At 64.3% G+C, this 16,749-nt stretch carries 18 protein-coding genes; 9 read left to right on the top strand and 9 right to left on the bottom strand.

All coding sequences use genetic code 11. From position 1 onward, the window contains the following. Nucleotides 1-122: 122 nt before the first annotated feature. Nucleotides 123-2,513 (bottom strand): ATP-binding cassette domain-containing protein, encoded by a 2,391-nt coding sequence (locus ACSKT0_RS21155; protein ID WP_437771478.1) that lies wholly within the window; start codon nucleotides 2,511-2,513, stop codon nucleotides 123-125. 57 nt (nucleotides 2,514-2,570) lie between these two features. After that, on the bottom strand, nucleotides 2,571-2,930 hold the full coding sequence (locus tag ACSKT0_RS21150) for a VOC family protein (RefSeq protein WP_234753331.1): 360 nt from the start codon (nucleotides 2,928-2,930) through the stop codon (nucleotides 2,571-2,573). Nucleotides 2,931-3,144: 214 nt separating this feature from the next. Here ACSKT0_RS21150 and ACSKT0_RS21145 point away from each other — a divergent pair, with 214 nt between their 5' ends. Beyond that, entirely contained in the window at nucleotides 3,145-3,576 is a 432-nt protein-coding gene (locus ACSKT0_RS21145) for a YybH family protein (protein WP_437771477.1), read from the top strand. Here ACSKT0_RS21145 and ACSKT0_RS21140 read toward each other — a convergent pair. Then, the gene (locus ACSKT0_RS21140) at nucleotides 3,573-4,043 is read right to left on the bottom strand and encodes an NUDIX domain-containing protein (protein WP_437771476.1); all 471 of its coding nucleotides are present in this window, start codon (nucleotides 4,041-4,043) and stop codon (nucleotides 3,573-3,575) included. The genes ACSKT0_RS21145 and ACSKT0_RS21140 overlap by 4 nt on opposite strands. 19 nt (nucleotides 4,044-4,062) lie before the next feature. After that, nucleotides 4,063-4,695, bottom strand: a complete 633-nt coding sequence (locus ACSKT0_RS21135) for a TetR family transcriptional regulator (protein ID WP_437771475.1) — start codon at nucleotides 4,693-4,695, stop codon at nucleotides 4,063-4,065. A gap of 82 nt (nucleotides 4,696-4,777) precedes the next feature. Here ACSKT0_RS21135 and ACSKT0_RS21130 point away from each other — a divergent pair, with 82 nt between their 5' ends. Next, a complete protein-coding gene (locus tag ACSKT0_RS21130; protein WP_437771474.1) occupies nucleotides 4,778-5,557 on the top strand; it encodes an SDR family NAD(P)-dependent oxidoreductase in 780 nt (259 codons plus the stop codon). A 68-nt stretch (nucleotides 5,558-5,625) separates the two neighbouring features. Here ACSKT0_RS21130 and ACSKT0_RS21125 read toward each other — a convergent pair whose 3' ends face one another. After that, nucleotides 5,626-5,877, bottom strand: coding sequence for a DUF2630 family protein (locus ACSKT0_RS21125; RefSeq protein ID WP_437771473.1), 252 nt, complete (start codon nucleotides 5,875-5,877; stop codon nucleotides 5,626-5,628). A gap of 158 nt (nucleotides 5,878-6,035) precedes the next feature. Here ACSKT0_RS21125 and ACSKT0_RS21120 point away from each other — a divergent pair, with 158 nt between their 5' ends. After that, nucleotides 6,036-6,647, top strand: coding sequence for a DUF1992 domain-containing protein (locus ACSKT0_RS21120; RefSeq protein ID WP_437774090.1), 612 nt, complete (start codon nucleotides 6,036-6,038; stop codon nucleotides 6,645-6,647). Nucleotides 6,648-6,654: 7 nt separating this feature from the next. Here ACSKT0_RS21120 and ACSKT0_RS21115 read toward each other — a convergent pair whose 3' ends face one another. Together ACSKT0_RS21115 and ACSKT0_RS21110 are read right to left on the bottom strand one after the other, a co-directional pair. Beyond that, nucleotides 6,655-7,458 carry an SDR family NAD(P)-dependent oxidoreductase gene (locus ACSKT0_RS21115; protein WP_437771472.1) on the bottom strand — a complete coding sequence of 268 codons (804 nt, stop codon included), beginning with the start codon at nucleotides 7,456-7,458 and terminating at the stop codon, nucleotides 6,655-6,657. Then, on the bottom strand, nucleotides 7,455-8,216 hold the full coding sequence (locus ACSKT0_RS21110) for a hypothetical protein (protein WP_437771471.1): 762 nt from the start codon (nucleotides 8,214-8,216) through the stop codon (nucleotides 7,455-7,457). Before ACSKT0_RS21110 ends, ACSKT0_RS21115 begins: the two co-directional genes overlap by 4 nt. A gap of 98 nt (nucleotides 8,217-8,314) precedes the next feature. Between ACSKT0_RS21110 and ACSKT0_RS21105 the strand changes: the two genes are divergently transcribed. Beyond that, the gene (locus ACSKT0_RS21105) at nucleotides 8,315-8,860 is read left to right on the top strand and encodes a MarR family winged helix-turn-helix transcriptional regulator (protein ID WP_437771470.1); all 546 of its coding nucleotides are present in this window, start codon (nucleotides 8,315-8,317) and stop codon (nucleotides 8,858-8,860) included. Nucleotides 8,861-8,864: 4 nt separating this feature from the next. On the opposite strand, the gene ACSKT0_RS21100 is transcribed toward ACSKT0_RS21105, so the two are convergent. Both ACSKT0_RS21100 and ACSKT0_RS21095 read right to left on the bottom strand, forming a co-directional pair. Then, the gene (locus tag ACSKT0_RS21100) at nucleotides 8,865-9,926 is read right to left on the bottom strand and encodes a Gfo/Idh/MocA family protein (RefSeq protein WP_437771469.1); all 1,062 of its coding nucleotides are present in this window, start codon (nucleotides 9,924-9,926) and stop codon (nucleotides 8,865-8,867) included. A 1-nt stretch (nucleotide 9,927) separates the two neighbouring features. Then, nucleotides 9,928-10,782 (bottom strand): sugar phosphate isomerase/epimerase family protein, encoded by an 855-nt coding sequence (locus tag ACSKT0_RS21095; RefSeq protein WP_437771468.1) that lies wholly within the window; start codon nucleotides 10,780-10,782, stop codon nucleotides 9,928-9,930. A 153-nt stretch (nucleotides 10,783-10,935) separates the two neighbouring features. On the opposite strand from ACSKT0_RS21095, the gene ACSKT0_RS21090 reads away from it, so the two are divergent. The 5 genes from ACSKT0_RS21090 to ACSKT0_RS21070 all read left to right on the top strand — a co-directional run bounded on the left by ACSKT0_RS21090 (nucleotide 10,936) and on the right by ACSKT0_RS21070 (nucleotide 16,748). Next, nucleotides 10,936-12,453, top strand: a complete 1,518-nt coding sequence (locus ACSKT0_RS21090) for a M81 family metallopeptidase (RefSeq protein WP_437771467.1) — start codon at nucleotides 10,936-10,938, stop codon at nucleotides 12,451-12,453. A gap of 145 nt (nucleotides 12,454-12,598) precedes the next feature. Further along, nucleotides 12,599-13,897, top strand: a complete 1,299-nt coding sequence (locus tag ACSKT0_RS21085; RefSeq protein ID WP_437771466.1) for an extracellular solute-binding protein — start codon at nucleotides 12,599-12,601, stop codon at nucleotides 13,895-13,897. Nucleotides 13,898-13,927: 30 nt separating this feature from the next. Then, nucleotides 13,928-14,890 (top strand): carbohydrate ABC transporter permease, encoded by a 963-nt coding sequence (locus ACSKT0_RS21080; RefSeq protein ID WP_437771465.1) that lies wholly within the window; start codon nucleotides 13,928-13,930, stop codon nucleotides 14,888-14,890. Further along, entirely contained in the window at nucleotides 14,891-15,730 is an 840-nt protein-coding gene (locus ACSKT0_RS21075) for a carbohydrate ABC transporter permease (RefSeq protein WP_437771464.1), read from the top strand. It begins immediately after the preceding gene. A 1-nt stretch (nucleotide 15,731) separates the two neighbouring features. Beyond that, a complete protein-coding gene (locus ACSKT0_RS21070; protein ID WP_437771463.1) occupies nucleotides 15,732-16,748 on the top strand; it encodes an ROK family protein in 1,017 nt (338 codons plus the stop codon). The last annotated feature ends 1 nt before the right edge of the window (nucleotide 16,749 follow it).

Below are 16,749 nucleotides of genomic sequence, written 5' to 3'. Positions count from 1 at the left end.
CCGGCAAGTCACTTCCCTGGATCTACGACTTGCTGGTCCTAGGACCAGGCCACGCGTTGTCCAAATGGGCTTCCCGAATGGCCTAGTGAGGCTGCTTTGCCCCGCGGCAGCCGTCCCACTAGTCACCCGCCGACGTAGGCCGCCAGATGTTCTCCGGTGAGGGTGGAACGCCCGGCAACCAGATCGGCGGGCGTGCCCTCGAAAACGATCCGGCCGCCGTCGTGACCCGCGCCAGGGCCGAGGTCGATGATCCAGTCGGCATGCGCCATGACCGCCTGGTGGTGCTCGATGACAATGACAGACTTCCCGGAGTCCACCAACCGGTCCAGCAAGCCGAGAAGCTGTTCGACGTCGGCGAGGTGCAGGCCCGAGGTGGGCTCGTCGAGAACGAGCACGCCGCCTTTTTCGCCCATGTGGGTGGCCAGCTTGATCCGCTGCCGCTCGCCGCCGGAAAGCGTGGTGAGCGGTTGGCCGAGGCTGAGGTAGCCGAGTCCGACGTCGGCCAGCCGCTGCAGGATCGCGTGGGCTGCCGGGATCCTGGATTCGCCCGCGGAGAAGAACTCCTCGGCCTCTTTCACCGACATCGCCAACACCTCCGCGATGTTGCGGCCGCCGAGGCGGTACTCAAGCACCGATGCCTGGAACCTCTTGCCTTCGCATTCCTCGCACGGAGTGGCCACGGTGTCCATGAACCCGAGATCGGTGTAGATGACGCCCGCGCCGTTGCAGGTGGGGCATGCGCCCTCGGAATTCGCGCTGAACAGCGCCGGCTTCACGCCATTGGCCTTCGCGAACGCCTTCCGGATGGGTTCGAGGAGTCCGGTATACGTCGCGGGGTTGCTCCGCCGGGAGCCCTTGATTGCCCCTTGGTCGATCGACACGACGCCTTCTCGCTTGGACAACGAGCCGTGGATCAGCGAGCTCTTGCCGGATCCGGCGACGCCCGTGACGACAACCAGAACCCCGAGCGGAATGTCGATGTCGACGTCGCGCAGGTTGTTCTCGCTCGCGCCACGGATCTCCAGTGCGCCCGCGGATGTCCGCACCGTCTTCTTGAGGGTTGAGCGGTCCTCGAGGTGGCGCCCGGTCAGGGTGCCGCTGGACCGCAGCCCTTCGAGGGTGCCTTCAAAGACCACTTCGCCTCCGGCTGTGCCCGCGCCGGGACCGAGGTCGACGACGTGGTCGGCGATCGCGATCGCCTCCGGTTTGTGCTCCACGACGAGCACGGTGTTGCCCTTGTCCCGCAACTGCAGCAGCAGCTTGTTCATGCGCTCGATGTCGTGGGGGTGCAAGCCGATGGTGGGCTCGTCGAAGACGTAGGTGACGTCGGTGAGCGAGGAGCCCAGGTGCCGGATCATCTTGGTGCGCTGTGCCTCACCTCCGGAGAGCGTACCTGCCGGCCGGTCGAGCGAGAGATAGCCGAGTCCGATCTCCGCGAACGAGTCGAGGAGGTGCCGCAGCCCCTTGAGGAGCGGCGCCACGGACGGTTCGTCGAGGCCGCGCACCCATTCGGCGAGATCGCTGATCTGCATCGAGCAGGCGTCCGCGATGCTGATTCCCTTGATCTTGGACGAGCGGGCCGCCTCGGTGAGCCGGGTTCCATCGCAATCAGGACAGATCGTGAAGGTGATGGCCCGCTCCACGAAGGCGCGGATGTGCGGCTGCATACCCTCCGGGTCCTTGGAGAGCATGGACTTCTGGATCTTGGGAATCAGGCCCTCGTAGGTCAGGTTGATTCCCTCGACCTTGATCTTGGTGGGCTCCTTGTGGAGCAGGTCGTGGAGTTCCTTCTTGGTGTACTTGCTGATCGGCTTGTCCATGTCGAAGAAACCGGAGCCGCTGAAGATGCGGCCGAACCAGCCGTCCATGCTGTAACCGGGGATGGTGAGTGCGCCCCCGGCGAGCGACTTGCTGCTGTCGTACAGCGCGGTCAGATCGAAGTCCGTGACCGAACCCCGCCCTTCGCAGCGCGGGCACATACCGCCGGTGATGCTGAAACTCCGCCGTTCCTTCGTCGTCGTGCCGCCGCGCTCGAACGTAACCGCTCCCGCGCCCGAAACTGAAGCGACGTTGAAGGAGAACGCTTGGGGCGAACCGATGTGCGGCTGGCCAAGCCGGCTGAAGAGCATGCGCAGCATGGTGTTCGCATCCGTGGCGGTACCGACGGTGGAGCGGGGGTTCGCGCCCATCCGTTCCTGGTCGACGATGATCGCCGTCGTGAGTCCTTCGAGCAGGTCCACATCCGGCCGCGCCATGGTCGGCATGAACCCTTGGACGAAGGTGCTGTACGTCTCGTTGATCATGCGCTGCGACTCCGCGGCGATCGTGGCAAACACGAGGGAGCTCTTGCCCGAACCGGAAACGCCCGTGAACACCGTCAGCCGGCGCTTCGGCAGCTCGATGCTGATGTCCTTGAGGTTGTTCTCCCGCGCTCCCTGCACGCGAATCAGATCGTGGGTGTCGGCAGTATGCAGCTCAGGCGACTGCGTGTCCGTGCTCGTGGCCGTGCTCATCGTGTCTCCATCTTTTACGCGGGGTCGTCTTCGCGGTCTTCGTCGGCGTTTGGTTGGCTATTGAGGATCCTGAAGCAGCCCGAGGACGTTGCCGTCGGGGTCGGTCACGGTGGCAACCAAGCGGCCGCCCCCGACGTCGCGGGCTGCTTCCTTCAGGGTAGCGCCGGCGGCAGTCACCTCGGCCAGCTTCGCCTCGATGTCCGAAACGTGCCAGTAGGCGACGGGTGAGGTCATGGCCTGAGGTCCGCCTCCCGGAACGAGCCCGATGTGCTGGCCCGCGACGTCGAAGCCGACGTAGTACGGCCCGTCGGCCTGCGGCGGCGTCCCGAGCAAGGCGGTGTACACCGCCTTCGCGGCGGCGAGGTCGGAAACGGGATGCAGCACGGTCTTGATTCCCTCGTTGGAAGAGTCGCTCATGATCACTCCTGAAGTCATTAGGGGACGAAGCTGGCGTGGACGGTGTTGTCCATGACCGCCATTCTAGGCGCGGCCCGGAAGCGGCGCTTCTCCATTCCTGACCGGTCCGGGGCCGGGAGTTTCGTTCTATGGACATCCCTGTTGAGCGGTGCCACGATGGCCGAACATGGCCCTTGGCGTACCGCGCCAGGGCGAAGCGAGGCTGGAGGAACCAATGTCGGATTCCGATCTCGATCTGATCGTGGAGAAGTACCATCGAGCGCTCGATGCGTTCGTCAAGGGAGACCCCGAGCAGCAGAAGAAGCTGTTCTCAAAGAGCGACGACGTCACTCTCGCTAATCCTCTCGGCCCGCCTGCGCGGGGCTCGAGTGCGGTCGAGGCGACCATGGATCGGGCGTCTTCCGGGCTGAGGGAGGGCGAGCCCATCAGATTCGAACGAATCTCCGGGTATGTCGGGACGGAGCTTGCGTACATCGTCGAAATCGAATGGGCACGGGCCAAGGTTGGCGGATCTGATGAAGTGTCCCCGATACCCCTTCGGGTGACGACGATTTTCCGCCGGGAAGATGGTGAGTGGAAGGTCCTCCACCGTCACGCGGATCCCATACTGTCCGCGCGGCCAATCGAGTCGATCGTCCAGGCCTAGTGGCTCCCGAGGTGCTGGATCAACGCGTCGAGAATCGGCACCTGCCCGCCTACCAGTTTGGCGCGGGCAACTGCCTCCGTGGCCCAGACCGCGTCGTCGATCTCCGGGTAGCTCCGGACAATGCCTGATCCGCGCGGCCATTCGAGATCGAAGGTGTTGCTCACGATTCGCCCGGGGTTGAAGTCCGACTCCGCTGTGAAAGCCGCCACGAGTTTGCCTGACGGTTGCCGGAAGATGCCCAGCTGGTGATATTCGACGACGGGCGGGGGAGAGCCTATCTCCTCGGCGAATTCACGTTTGGCGGCCACGAGGGGATCCTCGTCTTCGAGGTATTCGCCTTTGGGAATGGACCAGGCTCGTGCATCCTTATGGGCCCAGAACGGTCCGCCCATGTGGGCTATCCAGACTTCCAATTCCGCCGTGGAGCTCCGACGGTACAACAGAATGCCTGCGCTTCGAACTGTCATTTGCCCTCCCAGGCATAGGTTATCTGCCGGGTTTGACGGTCGGAACCCTCAGCACTCCCAAGGCCTCTACCAAATACGGGACCGGATCCGGATCCGTGCCGGCGGCCCACTGCATCCAGGCCTCGAACGTCGCCCCGAGATAGGCGGCGCACAGATAGCCTGCCGCGCTTTCGGTGACGCCTTGCGCCAGGAGGTAAAGCCTCGCCCGTTCCCGCTGCGGAGCCAAGGCATCGTAACTTCTGCTCGCCAGCTCAGGGTGCTCGGCAATGAGGCGCAGGCGCCCGCGCGTGACGGAAAGGTCCGGGATCGCCGAAGCCCCGGCGATGGCGGCCGCCCGCAGTCCCGCGAGGATGCCGCCGTCGGAAGTGTCGCCGTCGGACGGCTCCGCTGCGCGAGCGGCCTCCAGCACCCGGCCGGAGGCTTCCACCACCGGTTCCATGCCACCCCAGACGAGGTCAGCTTTGTTCGGGAAGTAGCGGTAGAGGCTCTTCCGTCCGATTCCCGCCGCGCGTGCGATGTGCTCCATTGATGTCCGTTCGTAGCCGTTCTCGGCAAAAAGACGGAGCGCGACGCCGGCCACGGCGTCCGGATCAATTGTCGCCGGGCGTCCGGTGGAGCGCCCGACGCCGGGCTTCGTATGGTCTGAGGGCATCTCTCCAGTATCCACTCTTACATAATGACACGGAGTGTCATAAAGTGAAGGAAACGCCACCAACACGTTCGGGAGGAACAACATGGGCAACGAGACTGCATGGCAGGAAGCCGCCATCAATGGCCGTTTTGCCGGGAAGACAGTGATCGTCACCGGGGCGGGCTCGGGCATCGGCCAAGCTACGGCCCTGCGCGTCGCGAAGGAAGGCGGGCGGGTCATCGCCGCCGACATCAGCAAGGAGCGCCTGGACGCCTTGGTGGAGGAAAACGGCGGCTTGGATCTGGTGCCCGTGGCCGGCGACATCTCCACCGAAGAGACCGTTGCCGCCGTCGTCGTTGCCGCCGGCGGCCGCGTGGACGCCCTCGCCAACATCGCCGGCATCATGGATAACTTCGCCCCGATTCACGAAGTGGACGACGCCATGTGGGAGCGGGTCTTCCGGATCAACGTCACAGCCCTCATGCGCTTGACCCGCGCGGTGGTGCCCCTGATGTTGGAGGCCGGCGCCGGCTCCGTGGTCAACGTCGCCTCCGAGGCCGGGCTGCGCGGCTCCGCTGCTGGTGCCACCTACACGGCTTCGAAGCACGCCGTGGTCGGCCTGACCAAGAACTCGGCCGTGATGTACGGGCCGAAGGGGCTGCGCTTCAACGCAGTTGCCCCCGGACCCACCATCACCAACATCGAGGCGGTGTGGGGATCGCAATTGGCCGCCGAACGACTCGCTCCGCTCATGCAGGCCACTGTCCCCACCCCGGCGACGGCCGCCCAGTTGGCGGCATCCATCACCTTCCTGCTCAGCGACGACGGCACCAACGTCAACGGGGCCATCCTGGCGTCCGACGGCGGCTGGTCAGCGCTGTAGCGCGCCTCTTAAAGCAGGACGACGACGGCGGGAGGCTCCCGCCGTCGTCGTTCTCCGTTGCCTCGGCTTCAGCCGGTATAGCCTTCGACCTGTTTTGGGGACCGTGGCTTGGCCTCGTTCGGGTTCTCCCCGTATTGCCTTTTGGCCCGCCGCTGGCGCAGCAGGTCCCAGCTCTGATCCAGGTCCTGTTCGATGCGCTCGAGCCTTGCGCGGTCAGGGGCATGCGCAGGACCCGGCGGGGCCGCCTCTGCTTTCTCCCGGAGTTCCCGCTCCTCCTCCACAAGTGACTGGATGTGGTGCAGAATGCCCTGTTCGTCCATGGTTACCTCTTCCTGAACTAGCCGTTACCAGTCAGGTTAGTGAGGTGCGCCGGGCGTGAACAGAGGCGGTGTCCGCGGGAGCCATCCCGGCAATCTCCTGTTTGCGGAATACTTGGACGCAGATCCAGGATTTCCGCAAGCGAAGGCGGTGAATGGCCGTGAACGGCGAAAACAGTGCGTTCAAGCGCAGGCTGGAGCGAGCCATGGAGCTGCGGAACGTCCGCGCAACCGGAATGACGGCCGAAGAAGAAGCCGAACTTGAGGCCGCCGAGGACGAAGAGCGGCGGAAGCGCAAGAAGGTGGACGACGCTGCGCGGGTGGAATACCTGATCCGCGACGCCATGGCGCAAGGGAAGTTCGACAACCTGAAGTACGCAGGCAAGCCGATCCCCGGGCTGGGGGAGCGCTACGATCCCGATTGGTGGGTCAAGGGCCTCATCCAGCGCGAACATCTCAGCGGCCTTGGCCCGAAAGCCATTCTCCTACGCACCGAGGATGCTGAACTGGATGCCAAGCTTGACGCCCTGTATTCGGAAAAGCAGGTGCGCGATCTAGTGGAGGACTTCATCGCCCGGGTCATCGACGCACGGCGCCAACTCCAGGGCGGGCCGCCAGTGATCACGAAAACCCGCGACGTCGGCGTCGAGCTGGAACGCTGGCGCGAGCGCCGGGCGGCGGCCGCCGAGGCAACCGCGGCCAGGGAAGCCGAGCATCAGGAGCTTGCGGGCAAGCGGCCGTGGTGGCGCCGGATCTGGAACGGCTCCGGATAGGACCGATTCAGCGGCTCCGCATGGTGTTGAACGCAGGCGTTCCGGCCAGTCGGCCGCCGTCGACGGCGAGTACGGTTCCGGTGACGAATGAGGACTGGTCCGAGCAGAGCCAGAGGGCGGCGGCGGCCACCTCGGCCGTGGAGCCGATCCGCCCCAGCGGCACGGCGGCGGCCACATGGTCTTGGGCGGCTTGGCCCGCGCCCGCGAGTCGCTCGGTGAGGATGGGGCCGGGAGCGATCGCGTTGACCCGGATTCCGTGCGAGGCGTAGTCGAGCGCGGCCACCCGTGTCAGGCCGCCGACGCCGAACTTGCTCGCCACGTAGCCGCTCAAGCCGGCGACGCCTTGTTCGCCCGCGGTGGAGGACATGTTGACGATCGCTCCGCCGTTCCCGCTCGCCAGCATGAGTTCGATTTCGTATTTCAGGCAGAGGAACACCCCGCGCAAGTTGATCGAGATGGCGCTGTCGAACTCCGCGCTCGCCCACTCGGCCAGGGGCGCCGGGGCCCGCCCTCCGCCTGCGGCGTTGTTGACCACGACGTCGAGACGGCCGAAGCCGTCCCGGATCCCGGCCATCAGGGCCTTCACTGAGTCCTCATCAGCCACATCCACGGACATGGCCACAGCTTTCCCGCCACCCGTAGTAATGGCGGTGACCTGCCGGGACAGTTGAGCGCCGTCACGGGAGGCAAGGACGACGTCGGCACCGGCGTCAGCCAGCGCAGCTGCGATCTCCGCACCGATTCCGCGGCTCGCTCCTGTGACGAGCGCGACCTTGCCGTGTAGCGGCCGGGTGGGATCCGCCGTCGTCATGGCGTTGTCCGGCTTGGGCCGTGCGTTTGGCTTGCCCCGGGTGCGTGCGCCCGGGGCTCTTGGTTCGCGGCTGCCCGGTTGCGGGGGAGCAGGAAGCCTGCAGCCACCAGCCAGAGAAGGCCGCCGAAGCGCCCGATCGGCAGCAGGAACTGAAGAGGTTCGATAGCCATGGACAGGAAGCTCAACTCGGACAGCGCGGCGATGACCAGTCCGGTCCAGGCCAGCCAGCGGGGCATGAAGCCCAGGATCAGGGCCGGGGCGGCGATGCCCGCCATGAGGAGGCCGATTCCGACGACGAAGCCGACCCCGCCGGTGATGAACGCGGCGAGCGCGAGCGCGTGGGTGAGCGTCACATCCGTGGTGATTTCCGGCCGGCTCAGCAGCCAGGTCACGGAACCCGACAGCATCAGGAAGATGGCTGCGCTGACGCCGCCGAAGAAGCTAATGGCCGGCCCTGGAACGCGCACGCCGAGCCGGAGCTGCCGGGCGTAGACGGTGGCCGCGTAGATCCCCAATGGCACGGCGGAGCCGAATTGGAGCATTCCGCCGACCCGCATGGCAGCGACGTTTTGCTGGAAGAATGTGGCCTCCTGCCCCGTCGAAGCAAAAGGCGAGACGAACGTCTGGCCACCTGTCAGGATTGCGGACGTGATGAGGCTGGCGAGGAAAATGCCCAGGCTGACGAGGGCAAGAACGCCGGGGTGTGGGCCGCCTGACCGGGCTGGACGGCCGTCATCGGAAATCGAACGACTACTCATGGCTGAACCTCTCTAGCAGCGGCTGAACTTTCGTAATTGCATCACTATTGAAATGGTTCACCTCTAGAATTGTTCTGTCAAGCATGTATTCTGAATCCATGGACTTAGCCTCACCGGGCCGGCCGAAACGGACCGCTTTTCTCTTGTCGCAGCTGGGCGCCGCCGCATCGTCCCGCTTTGCCGACCGCACTCGGGAGATCGGCCTCACGCCCAGCGACGCCGGCGTCATCCGCCTGCTCGGACGCGCCCCCGGTTTGAGCCAGCGCTCCCTTGCGGACAGGCTGGGTGCCGTCCCCAGCCGGGTGGTTTCACTCATCGACTCGCTTCAGGAACGCGGCCTCGTGGAGAGGGTGCGCAGCAGTACAGACCGGCGGAACTATGAATTGCACCTCACCGACGCCGGCAACGGCGTACTGCGGGAATTGCGCGGGATCGCGGAACAGCATGAAGCGGAGCTTCTGGCCCCGCTGACAGACGAGCAGATCACGCAACTTGGCGAGCTGCTTGCGCAGCTCGCCAACGGCCACGGGCTGGACAGGGACGTCCACCGCGACGTCGGCCGCCAGGCCGGACGCGATGTCGGATCTGACGGCGGACCTGGCGCCGGACCCGACGGCGGCCGCGACGGCCGACGTCAGGCCTGATCGGCTACAGCACCACTTCGCGGCCCGTCCTGCTGGACTCGTAGATCGCGGAGATGATCTTGATGAGCTCAAGGCCGTGGGTGGCCGGAGCGGCCTCGGCGGCATCGCCCCGAGCAGTGGCCAGGAACTGCTCCACCTCGTTGCTGTATGCCACAGCGCTAAAAGTCGGCGAATCCAGCACCGGCGAAATATCCAGCAACGTGTCGTGCTGTTCGGTGAAGATTTCCAAAGCCGGTTCCAGTTGCGCGCCGCCTTTGTCTCCGAAGATTTGGACCTTGGTCTCATCCGCACCGTGCATCGAGTAACTGGTGTCGAAATGCATCACTGCGCCGTTGCTGAACTTGATCAGTGCGGTCGCAAGGTCCTCCACAGGGTCCGCCGGTTGTCGTGCCGGATCGAAATCGGCGGATAGGTACCGGCTGAAGTTGGAGATATTGTTCCGTGCACCGATCTTGTGGAAGACGGTCCCGGAGACCGAAGCCACGGATGGGCAGCCCATGAGCCACCAGCAAATGTCGATGAAATGGACGCCCAGATCGATGAGCGGCCCTCCGCCGGACAACGTTTTGTCGGCGAACCAGCCGCCGGGATTGCCTACCCGGCGCAGGCAAGTCGCCTTGGCGTAGTAGATCTGCCCCAGGTCGCCGGCGTCGATAAAACGCTTGAGTACCTCGGCGTTGGGCGAGAATCGGCGGACATACGCTACCTGCAAAACTGATGCACTCCGTTGGGCGGCAGCTGCAACGGCCAAAGCCTGCTCCACGAAGGCAGTCATGGGCTTCTCGACCAGCACATGCTTGCCGGCTTCGAGCGCCGCAATCACGATTTCGGCGTGCGTGTCATTGCGCGTGCAGATGCTGACGGCGTCGATCTCGGGATCGGCCAAGAGCTCCTTGTAGTCCGTGAAGACTTTGACTGCTCCATATTCCGCGGCCCGGCTCCCGGCCCGCGCAGCGTCGATGTCGCAGACCGCCACCAGGTGCGCCGACGGCGAATCCCGGTAAGCGTCCAAGTGCATGTCCGAGATGGTCCCCAGACCGATGACTCCAACGTTCAGCGCCCCCATGTCAGCAGCCCTCCCACAGCGCGGCGGCGTTACGCAGCGATTCGGGGGTAGCCGTGAGGCAGTCCTCGCGGCCCTCGTATTCCACGGAACATGGTCCGCTGAAGCCGAAGTCCTTGATCAGGCGAAGGACACGCGGCAGGTCCATGTCCCCGAGCCCGAACACGGAGCCTTGGATATGGTCGCCTGCCAGCGTTTGCAGCCAGCCGCCGCCGGGGCTTCGCTTCCGGCGGTAGAAATCCTTCAGGTGCACCACAGACGCGTAGGGGAGGAGCTTGGCGACGGCTGATTCCGGCAGCTCATCGACGCACAGGAAATTGCCGATGTCCAAGGTGATCTTGAAATTGTCGCGGTCCACTGCATGAACCAACTGCAGCAACCGTTCGCTGACGTTGAAGGCCATGCCGTGGTTTTCCACGCTGGTGGTGATTCCCAAAGTTGCCGCATGGTCGGCGAGTTCCCGGGACGCGGGGACCACCTGCTCCAGGGCATCGCGGTATTCGGCGTATGAGGTGGGGCGCCAGGCCCATGGCACTACATCGTGGCGGAAGCGGCTGATCCCCATCCGGTGGGCTGTGTCCAAGTGCGTCTTCACCCGGGCGATCTCAGCCGCTGGGTCTGTGCCAAGGAAATCGGCCCCCACCACATAGTTGACCAAGGCGATCCCGGACTCCTCTCCATGCTCGCGCAGCCCTTCGGCCGCCGCGTGGTTTTGGGAAAGGTCCACGCCCAGTCCCGCCTCGGCCACTTCGAGATGGCTGGCCTGATGCGATGCCGCCCAGCCGGGCAGGTCCAAAAGGCCCACCCGTCCGTCGGCCAAGGCTCCTGCCAAACTGTACGTACTCAGCCCAATCTGCATTGTTAGATCCTCTTCCGTGGATTCCGCGCGCCGACACTTGCGAGCCCACGTTAGGCAGGAATCCGGGCGAAAAGGGCTGGTTGAACTTCATTCGGCATTGAACTTTTGCGGCCGCGCCCCGGTCCCGCCGCGAACCTCAATATGGTGGCAGGCATGATCGAAAAGAAGCCCCGGATCCTCATTACCGGAATCGCCCTCGAGGCCAGCACCTATTCCCCTGCCCGGACCCGCATCAAGGACTTTGTCCGGCGGGATGGCCAGGAGATCTTGGACCAGTACCCCTTTTTCGCGCCGGGCCATCCCGTCCGCGAGGCGGCGGATTGGCTGCCGCTAGTCCATTTCCGATCCATCCCGGGCGGGTGCGTCCCTTCCGCCGATTACACCGAGATGAAGCAGACGATTCTTTCCGCTGTGGCGGATGCCTTGGACGAGGGCCCGGTGGACGGGCTCTATTTCGACATCCACGGTGCCATGAGCGTGGATGGCGTAGACGATCCCGAGGGCGATTTGCTCGTTGCCCTGCGCGGTCTCATCGGCCCGGACGTGCTGGTGTCCAGCGGTATGGACCTGCACGGCAACGTTTCCTGGACTTTGGCGCACCAACTGGACATCCCCAGTTGCTACCGCATGGCCCCACACGAGGACTGGCTGGAAACCAAGGAACGCGCCGCCGCGAACCTGCTGGAGCGACTGGCACTGCCGGAGGACACCCGCCGCCCTATCAAGGCCTGGGTTCCGGTGCCCATCCTATTGCCCGGGGAAAAGACCAGTACCCGATTGGAACCGGCCAAATCGCTATATGAGGAAGTTGCGGTGATCGCTGGTCGGCCAGGAGTGCTCGACGCCGCACTGTGGATCGGTTATGCCTGGGCAGACGAACCGCGCAACCGGGCCGTGGTGATGGTCACCGGTGACGACGCCGACGCCGTCGCGAGCCATGCGGGCCGGCTTGCAGCCGACATGTGGAACAGGCGGGACGAGTTCCGTTTCGTGGCGCCCTCGGCGCCGCTCGCTGAATGCCTCGCGGCAGCGGAGGCAAGCGCGAAGCGCCCGTATTTCATCAGCGATTCCGGGGATAACCCCACGGCCGGGGGAGCGGGTGACGTCACCTGGACCCTGCACAAACTCCTTGAGCACCCACCCATCGCAGCCGGAACGATGCAGGCCATTTATGCCTCGATCCCGGATCCCGCCGCTGTGGACCATTGCATTGGCGCCGGCGTCGGTGGACCCGTCTCTGTGGAGGTGGGGGCTCGCGTGGACGGTACACAGTCCGGCCCGGCGCCGCTGGACGGCATTGTTGAGCATCTGGCCCAGGGCGACCCCGTGGCCATTGACGAGGCAGTCATTCGCGTTGGCGGGCTGCGCATCATCGTGACCCGGCGGCGCAAGCCGTACCACCTGGAATCGGACTTCCTCAGGAACGGCTTGGATGCCCGGACGGCCGACGTTGTGGTGGTCAAGATCGGCTACCTCGAGCCAGAGCTCTTCGACATGGCTTCGGACTGGATGCTGGCGCTCACCCCAGGGGGCGTGGACCAGGATCTGCACCGGTTGGGCCACCGTCGGATCGCGCGGCCCATGTTCCCGCTCGACGACGGCGGGGTGGCACCTGACCTGAGCGCACGGTTGGTACCTGCGTCGAACCAGCCGGCCGGCGTCGAGCGCTGAGGGGACGGCGCGTCCGGGGCTCCAAACCGGATCGAAACTAACTTCGATTCTGAACTAAGTTAGCGGCCCTTCCGAAGCATCATTCCTCCATGATTTCGTTTGCTGCATGGTCAATCGACCCTGTGAGTTCAAAGTGGAGGAAGCGATGAAAGAACTTAGTCGACGTGGTTTGCTCGGTCTGGGCGGAGCCCTGGGTGCCGCAGCCTTGCTGTCCGCATGTGGCGAGGCCTCGGGCTCCGTCTCTTCGGACAGCCTCTCCACTCCGGCAAAGCTGCGGGTCTGGTTCATGAAGGACTCCGTGTCTGACAAGGCCCAGGCGTGGCTGAAGCAGGAGTTCGAAAACAAGTTCCAGGGATCCACCCTCACCATCGAGCAGCAGGAGTGGGATGGCATCGTCCCGAAGCTCCAGACGGCCCTCGCCAGCGCCGAATCGACGCCGGACATCATCGAACTTGGCAATACCCAGGCGCCCACGTTCTGTGCGGTGGGAGCACTGGCCGATCTGAGCGGTATGAAAGAAGAGCTGGGCGGCGCAAATCTGACCAAATCGCTCGTGGAACTCGGCAGCTTCGAGAACAAGATGTACGCCGCACCCTTCTACGCCGGAAGCCGGATCGTGTTCTACCAGAAGGACATGTTCCAGCAGCTTGGGCTCGCGATACCGAAGACGATTGACGAGCTGACCGCCGTCGCAACGAAGATCCAGACCGGCAACCCCGAGAAGAACGCACACTTTTCCGGGATGTTCCTGCCTGGGATTTCATCACAATCCGCGTTCGCCTGGGTCTTCAGCAATGGCGGACGGCTGGCCGTGCAGAAGGACGGGAAATGGGAAGGCAGCTTGTCCTCGCCGGAAAGCCAGAAGGCCATCGCCCAGCTCCAGCAATTGTGGACGACAGGCTCCACCACCGGAACCATCACCGATTCGACCATCGGTTCCCAGCCGTACACCGCTTTCAACACGGGCGAGGCAGGGATGTTCTTCGGCTTCAACTTCCATCTGAAGAAGATCAAGAAGGAACTCCTGGACGCCGGCAAGGTGGGGTACTTCAACTTCCCGTCGCCAAAGGGTGACGCCGTGGGCAATCCTTTTGCCGGCGGTTCCAACGTGGCCATCTCGAACAACAGCAAGGCGCGGGGGCTGGCCAAGGAGGCCCTCAAACTCATCTTCAGCAAGCCATTCCAGGAGTTCTTCGCGACCGAGGGAGGCTGGGTCCCGGGAAACCTGAACTACGCCGCAGCCCTCGGGCAGGACGAATTGTCCAAGGTCACCATCGAGGCCGTCAGGAATTCCGTGGGCACCCCGGCAGCAAAGAACTGGGCGTTGGTGGAGAGCGCCAAGGTGGTTGACGACTTCTTCGTGGCCATGGGCGCTCTGAAGGACCCCGTTGGGCTGGCCAAGACGGCCGACGCCAAAATGACCGAAATCCTCAACAGCAAGTAGGCCCGGCGGGAAGCAGAAAGGACCGAAGCCATGACCGTAACCAGTACGCGGGCGAAGCCGGAAGGGATCCTCCCCGACCGGACCGAACCAGCGGCCCCCAGGAAACGCAGGCGCAACCCCCTGCCATACATTCTTCTGCTTCCCGCGGTGCTTATTGTCCTGGTGGACATGGGCTACCCGTTGCTCCGCCAAATCACCATGGCGTTCCAACACTTTTCCCTTGAGCAACAGTTTGGCAAACCCGCGGAATTCGTCGGGTTCGACAATTTCACCCGGGTGCTCGGCGATTCGGCATTCTGGCTCACCCTGGGAAGATCCCTTGCCTTCTGCCTTGTGTGTGCCGCACTGACAATGGCCATCGGGATCGGAGGCGCGCTTCTGCTCACCAAACTCTCCCGGTCGGTCTCCGTCTTCGTCCAGGCCGCCATGCTGCTCGCGTGGGCGATGCCCGTGTTGTCCTCGCTCCAGGTGTTCCAGTGGATCTTCGATTCCAGGTCCGGGGTGGTCGACTGGACACTGGCCGGGCTGGGACTGCAAGGGATGGCCGGCTACAACTGGTTTTCCAACCCCCTGACCTTCTTCGCAGTAGCGGCCATCCTGGTCGTCTGGATGAGCGTGCCGCTAGTGGTCTTCATGGTCTACGCATCAGTCACCCAAATCGATGAGTCCATGCTGGAGGCCTCAACGCTGGACGGCGCCAACGGCTGGAAGCAATTCCGGGAAATCACCGTACCCACCATTGCCCCGGTTCTCCTGCTGGTCACGATCCTCGAAATCATCTGGGACCTGCGGGTCTTTACGCAGATCTTCATCCTCCAGAAAAACGGCGGCATCACCGAGCAGACCAACGTCCTTGGCACCTACGTCTACCAGGTGGGCTTGTCCGGTGGCGACTACGGCGTGGCTTCCGCGACCGCCCTGATCATGCTGATGATCACGTTGCTCCTCACGTGGCGTTATGTCACCCAATTCCTGAAGCAGGGAGAAGTCTGAATGGCGCTCAAACCCAGCCCCGTCCGCCGCTCGGCGGCCAACCTCACCGGCCTGGTCTTCGGTCTGCTGTGGATATTCCCGGTCTACTGGTTGGTCAACAATTCGCTCGTCACGGACGACGCCTTGCAGTCCCGCACGCCGTCGTTCCTGCCGCTCGACTTCACCTGGGCGCACTACGAGACAGTGCTCCACGACAGCCGTTTCTGGTCCGCCCTGCGGATGAGCTTCGGCGTTGCCTTGATTGTGGTGGTGGCCGCACTGCTTTTCGCCTTCTTCGCGAGCATGGCGCTCAGCCGCTTTCGATTCAAAGGCCGCAAGATCGTCATCATCTCGGTGCTCGTGATCCAGATGATCCCGGCCGAAGCCATGTTCATTTCCCAGTACAAGATGATCGACAGCTGGCACCTGCTCAACTCCGTCCTCGGCCTGAGCCTGCTGTATATCGGGGCATCCGTGCCTTTCACTATCTGGATGCTCAAGGGATTCGTTGACGGGGTCCCGGTGGAGCTCGAAGAGTCTGCCATGATCGACGGTTGCTCCCGAATGGGCGCATTCTTCCGGGTGACCTTTCCGCTGCTGGGCTCCGGACTCGTGGCCTCCGGGATCTTCGCCTTCCTGGCCGCGTGGAATGAATACACGTTGGCACTTGTCCTGCTGAGCAGCGACAACAGCAAGACACTTCCGCTCTGGATCCAAGGCTTCAGCGGCCAGAATCAGGCAACGGACTGGGGCGGGATCATGGCCGGGTCCACCCTCATGGCCCTACCCGTGATCATTCTCTTCGTCATCGTCCAGAAGAAGATGGCCCAGGGCCTCGTTGCTGGTGCGGTGAAAGGCTGAGATGCAGCTGAGCGTACAAACCGCCGGTTCCCCGCCGACGTCGTTGATTCTGGGACCGGGCGCTCCGGTGATGGTTTTCGACGTCGGCGGAACCGACCTCAAATACGGGGTCGTGGATTCCACCGGCCGCTTCGCGCACCAGGGAACCACGCCAACGGCGATAGCTTCGCCGGGGGAGTTCCTGGACCAACTGTCCGGCCTCGTCGCTACCTACCGAGCTGAGCCCCCGGATCGACGGCCCCAGGCAATCGCCGTCAACGCGCCGGGGATTGTGGATGCAAGCACGGGCGTCGTGGTCTCCGCCGTGAATCTAGGCTGGACCGACTTCGCGCTCTCCTCCGCGTTGGAGGCGCGCGTCGGGCTTCCTGTGGTACTCGGCAACGACGTGCAGGTGGCCGGTTTGGCAGAGCACCGCCTGGGTGCCGCGAAGGGGCTGCGGAACGCCCTGGTGTTGGTCATCGGCACCGGGATCGCCAGTGCGGTCATCCTGGACGGCGAGGTGTACGACGGCGACGGATACGCCGGAGAAATCGGCCATGCCCGCATGGAGCCACTCACGAGCACAACGGCCATCCCGTGCACTTGCGGCGCGTCGGGATGCCTGCAGACGGTGTCCTCGGCGTCCGCCATCGCTCGCAATTATTCAGCCGTGTCCGGCGTGCCCGTGGTCGGCGCGAAGGAAGTCATGGAGGCCGCGGCAGCGGGTGATTCGGCCGCCGTCGGGGTCCTGGAGCAGGCATATGACGGCCTCGCGCTGGCGATCGCGCAGAGCGTCGCCCTTCTGGCACCGCAGGCCGTCATCTTCGGCGGCGGCCTGTCCAATGCCGGCGACGCGCTCCTTGTCCCGGTGGCGGACCGGCTGGACTCTATCCTGAGTTTCCACCGCAGGCCTTTGCTCCTTCCTGCGCGGTTCGGCTCTTCGGCAGGGCTTCTCGGCGGCGCGGTGCAGGCCCGTCAGCTACTCTGCAAAGAGCCGCCCACCGGCGGGCGGCAGACACCGAGCCCCTGGAGGGACTGAC

It is taken from the genome of Arthrobacter sp. KNU40 (assembly GCF_051515115.1).
Taxonomy (GTDB): domain Bacteria; phylum Actinomycetota; class Actinomycetes; order Actinomycetales; family Micrococcaceae; genus Arthrobacter.
The sequence above is the reverse complement of the archived record's forward strand: the minus strand, read 5'-3'. Positions and strand labels throughout refer to the sequence as shown.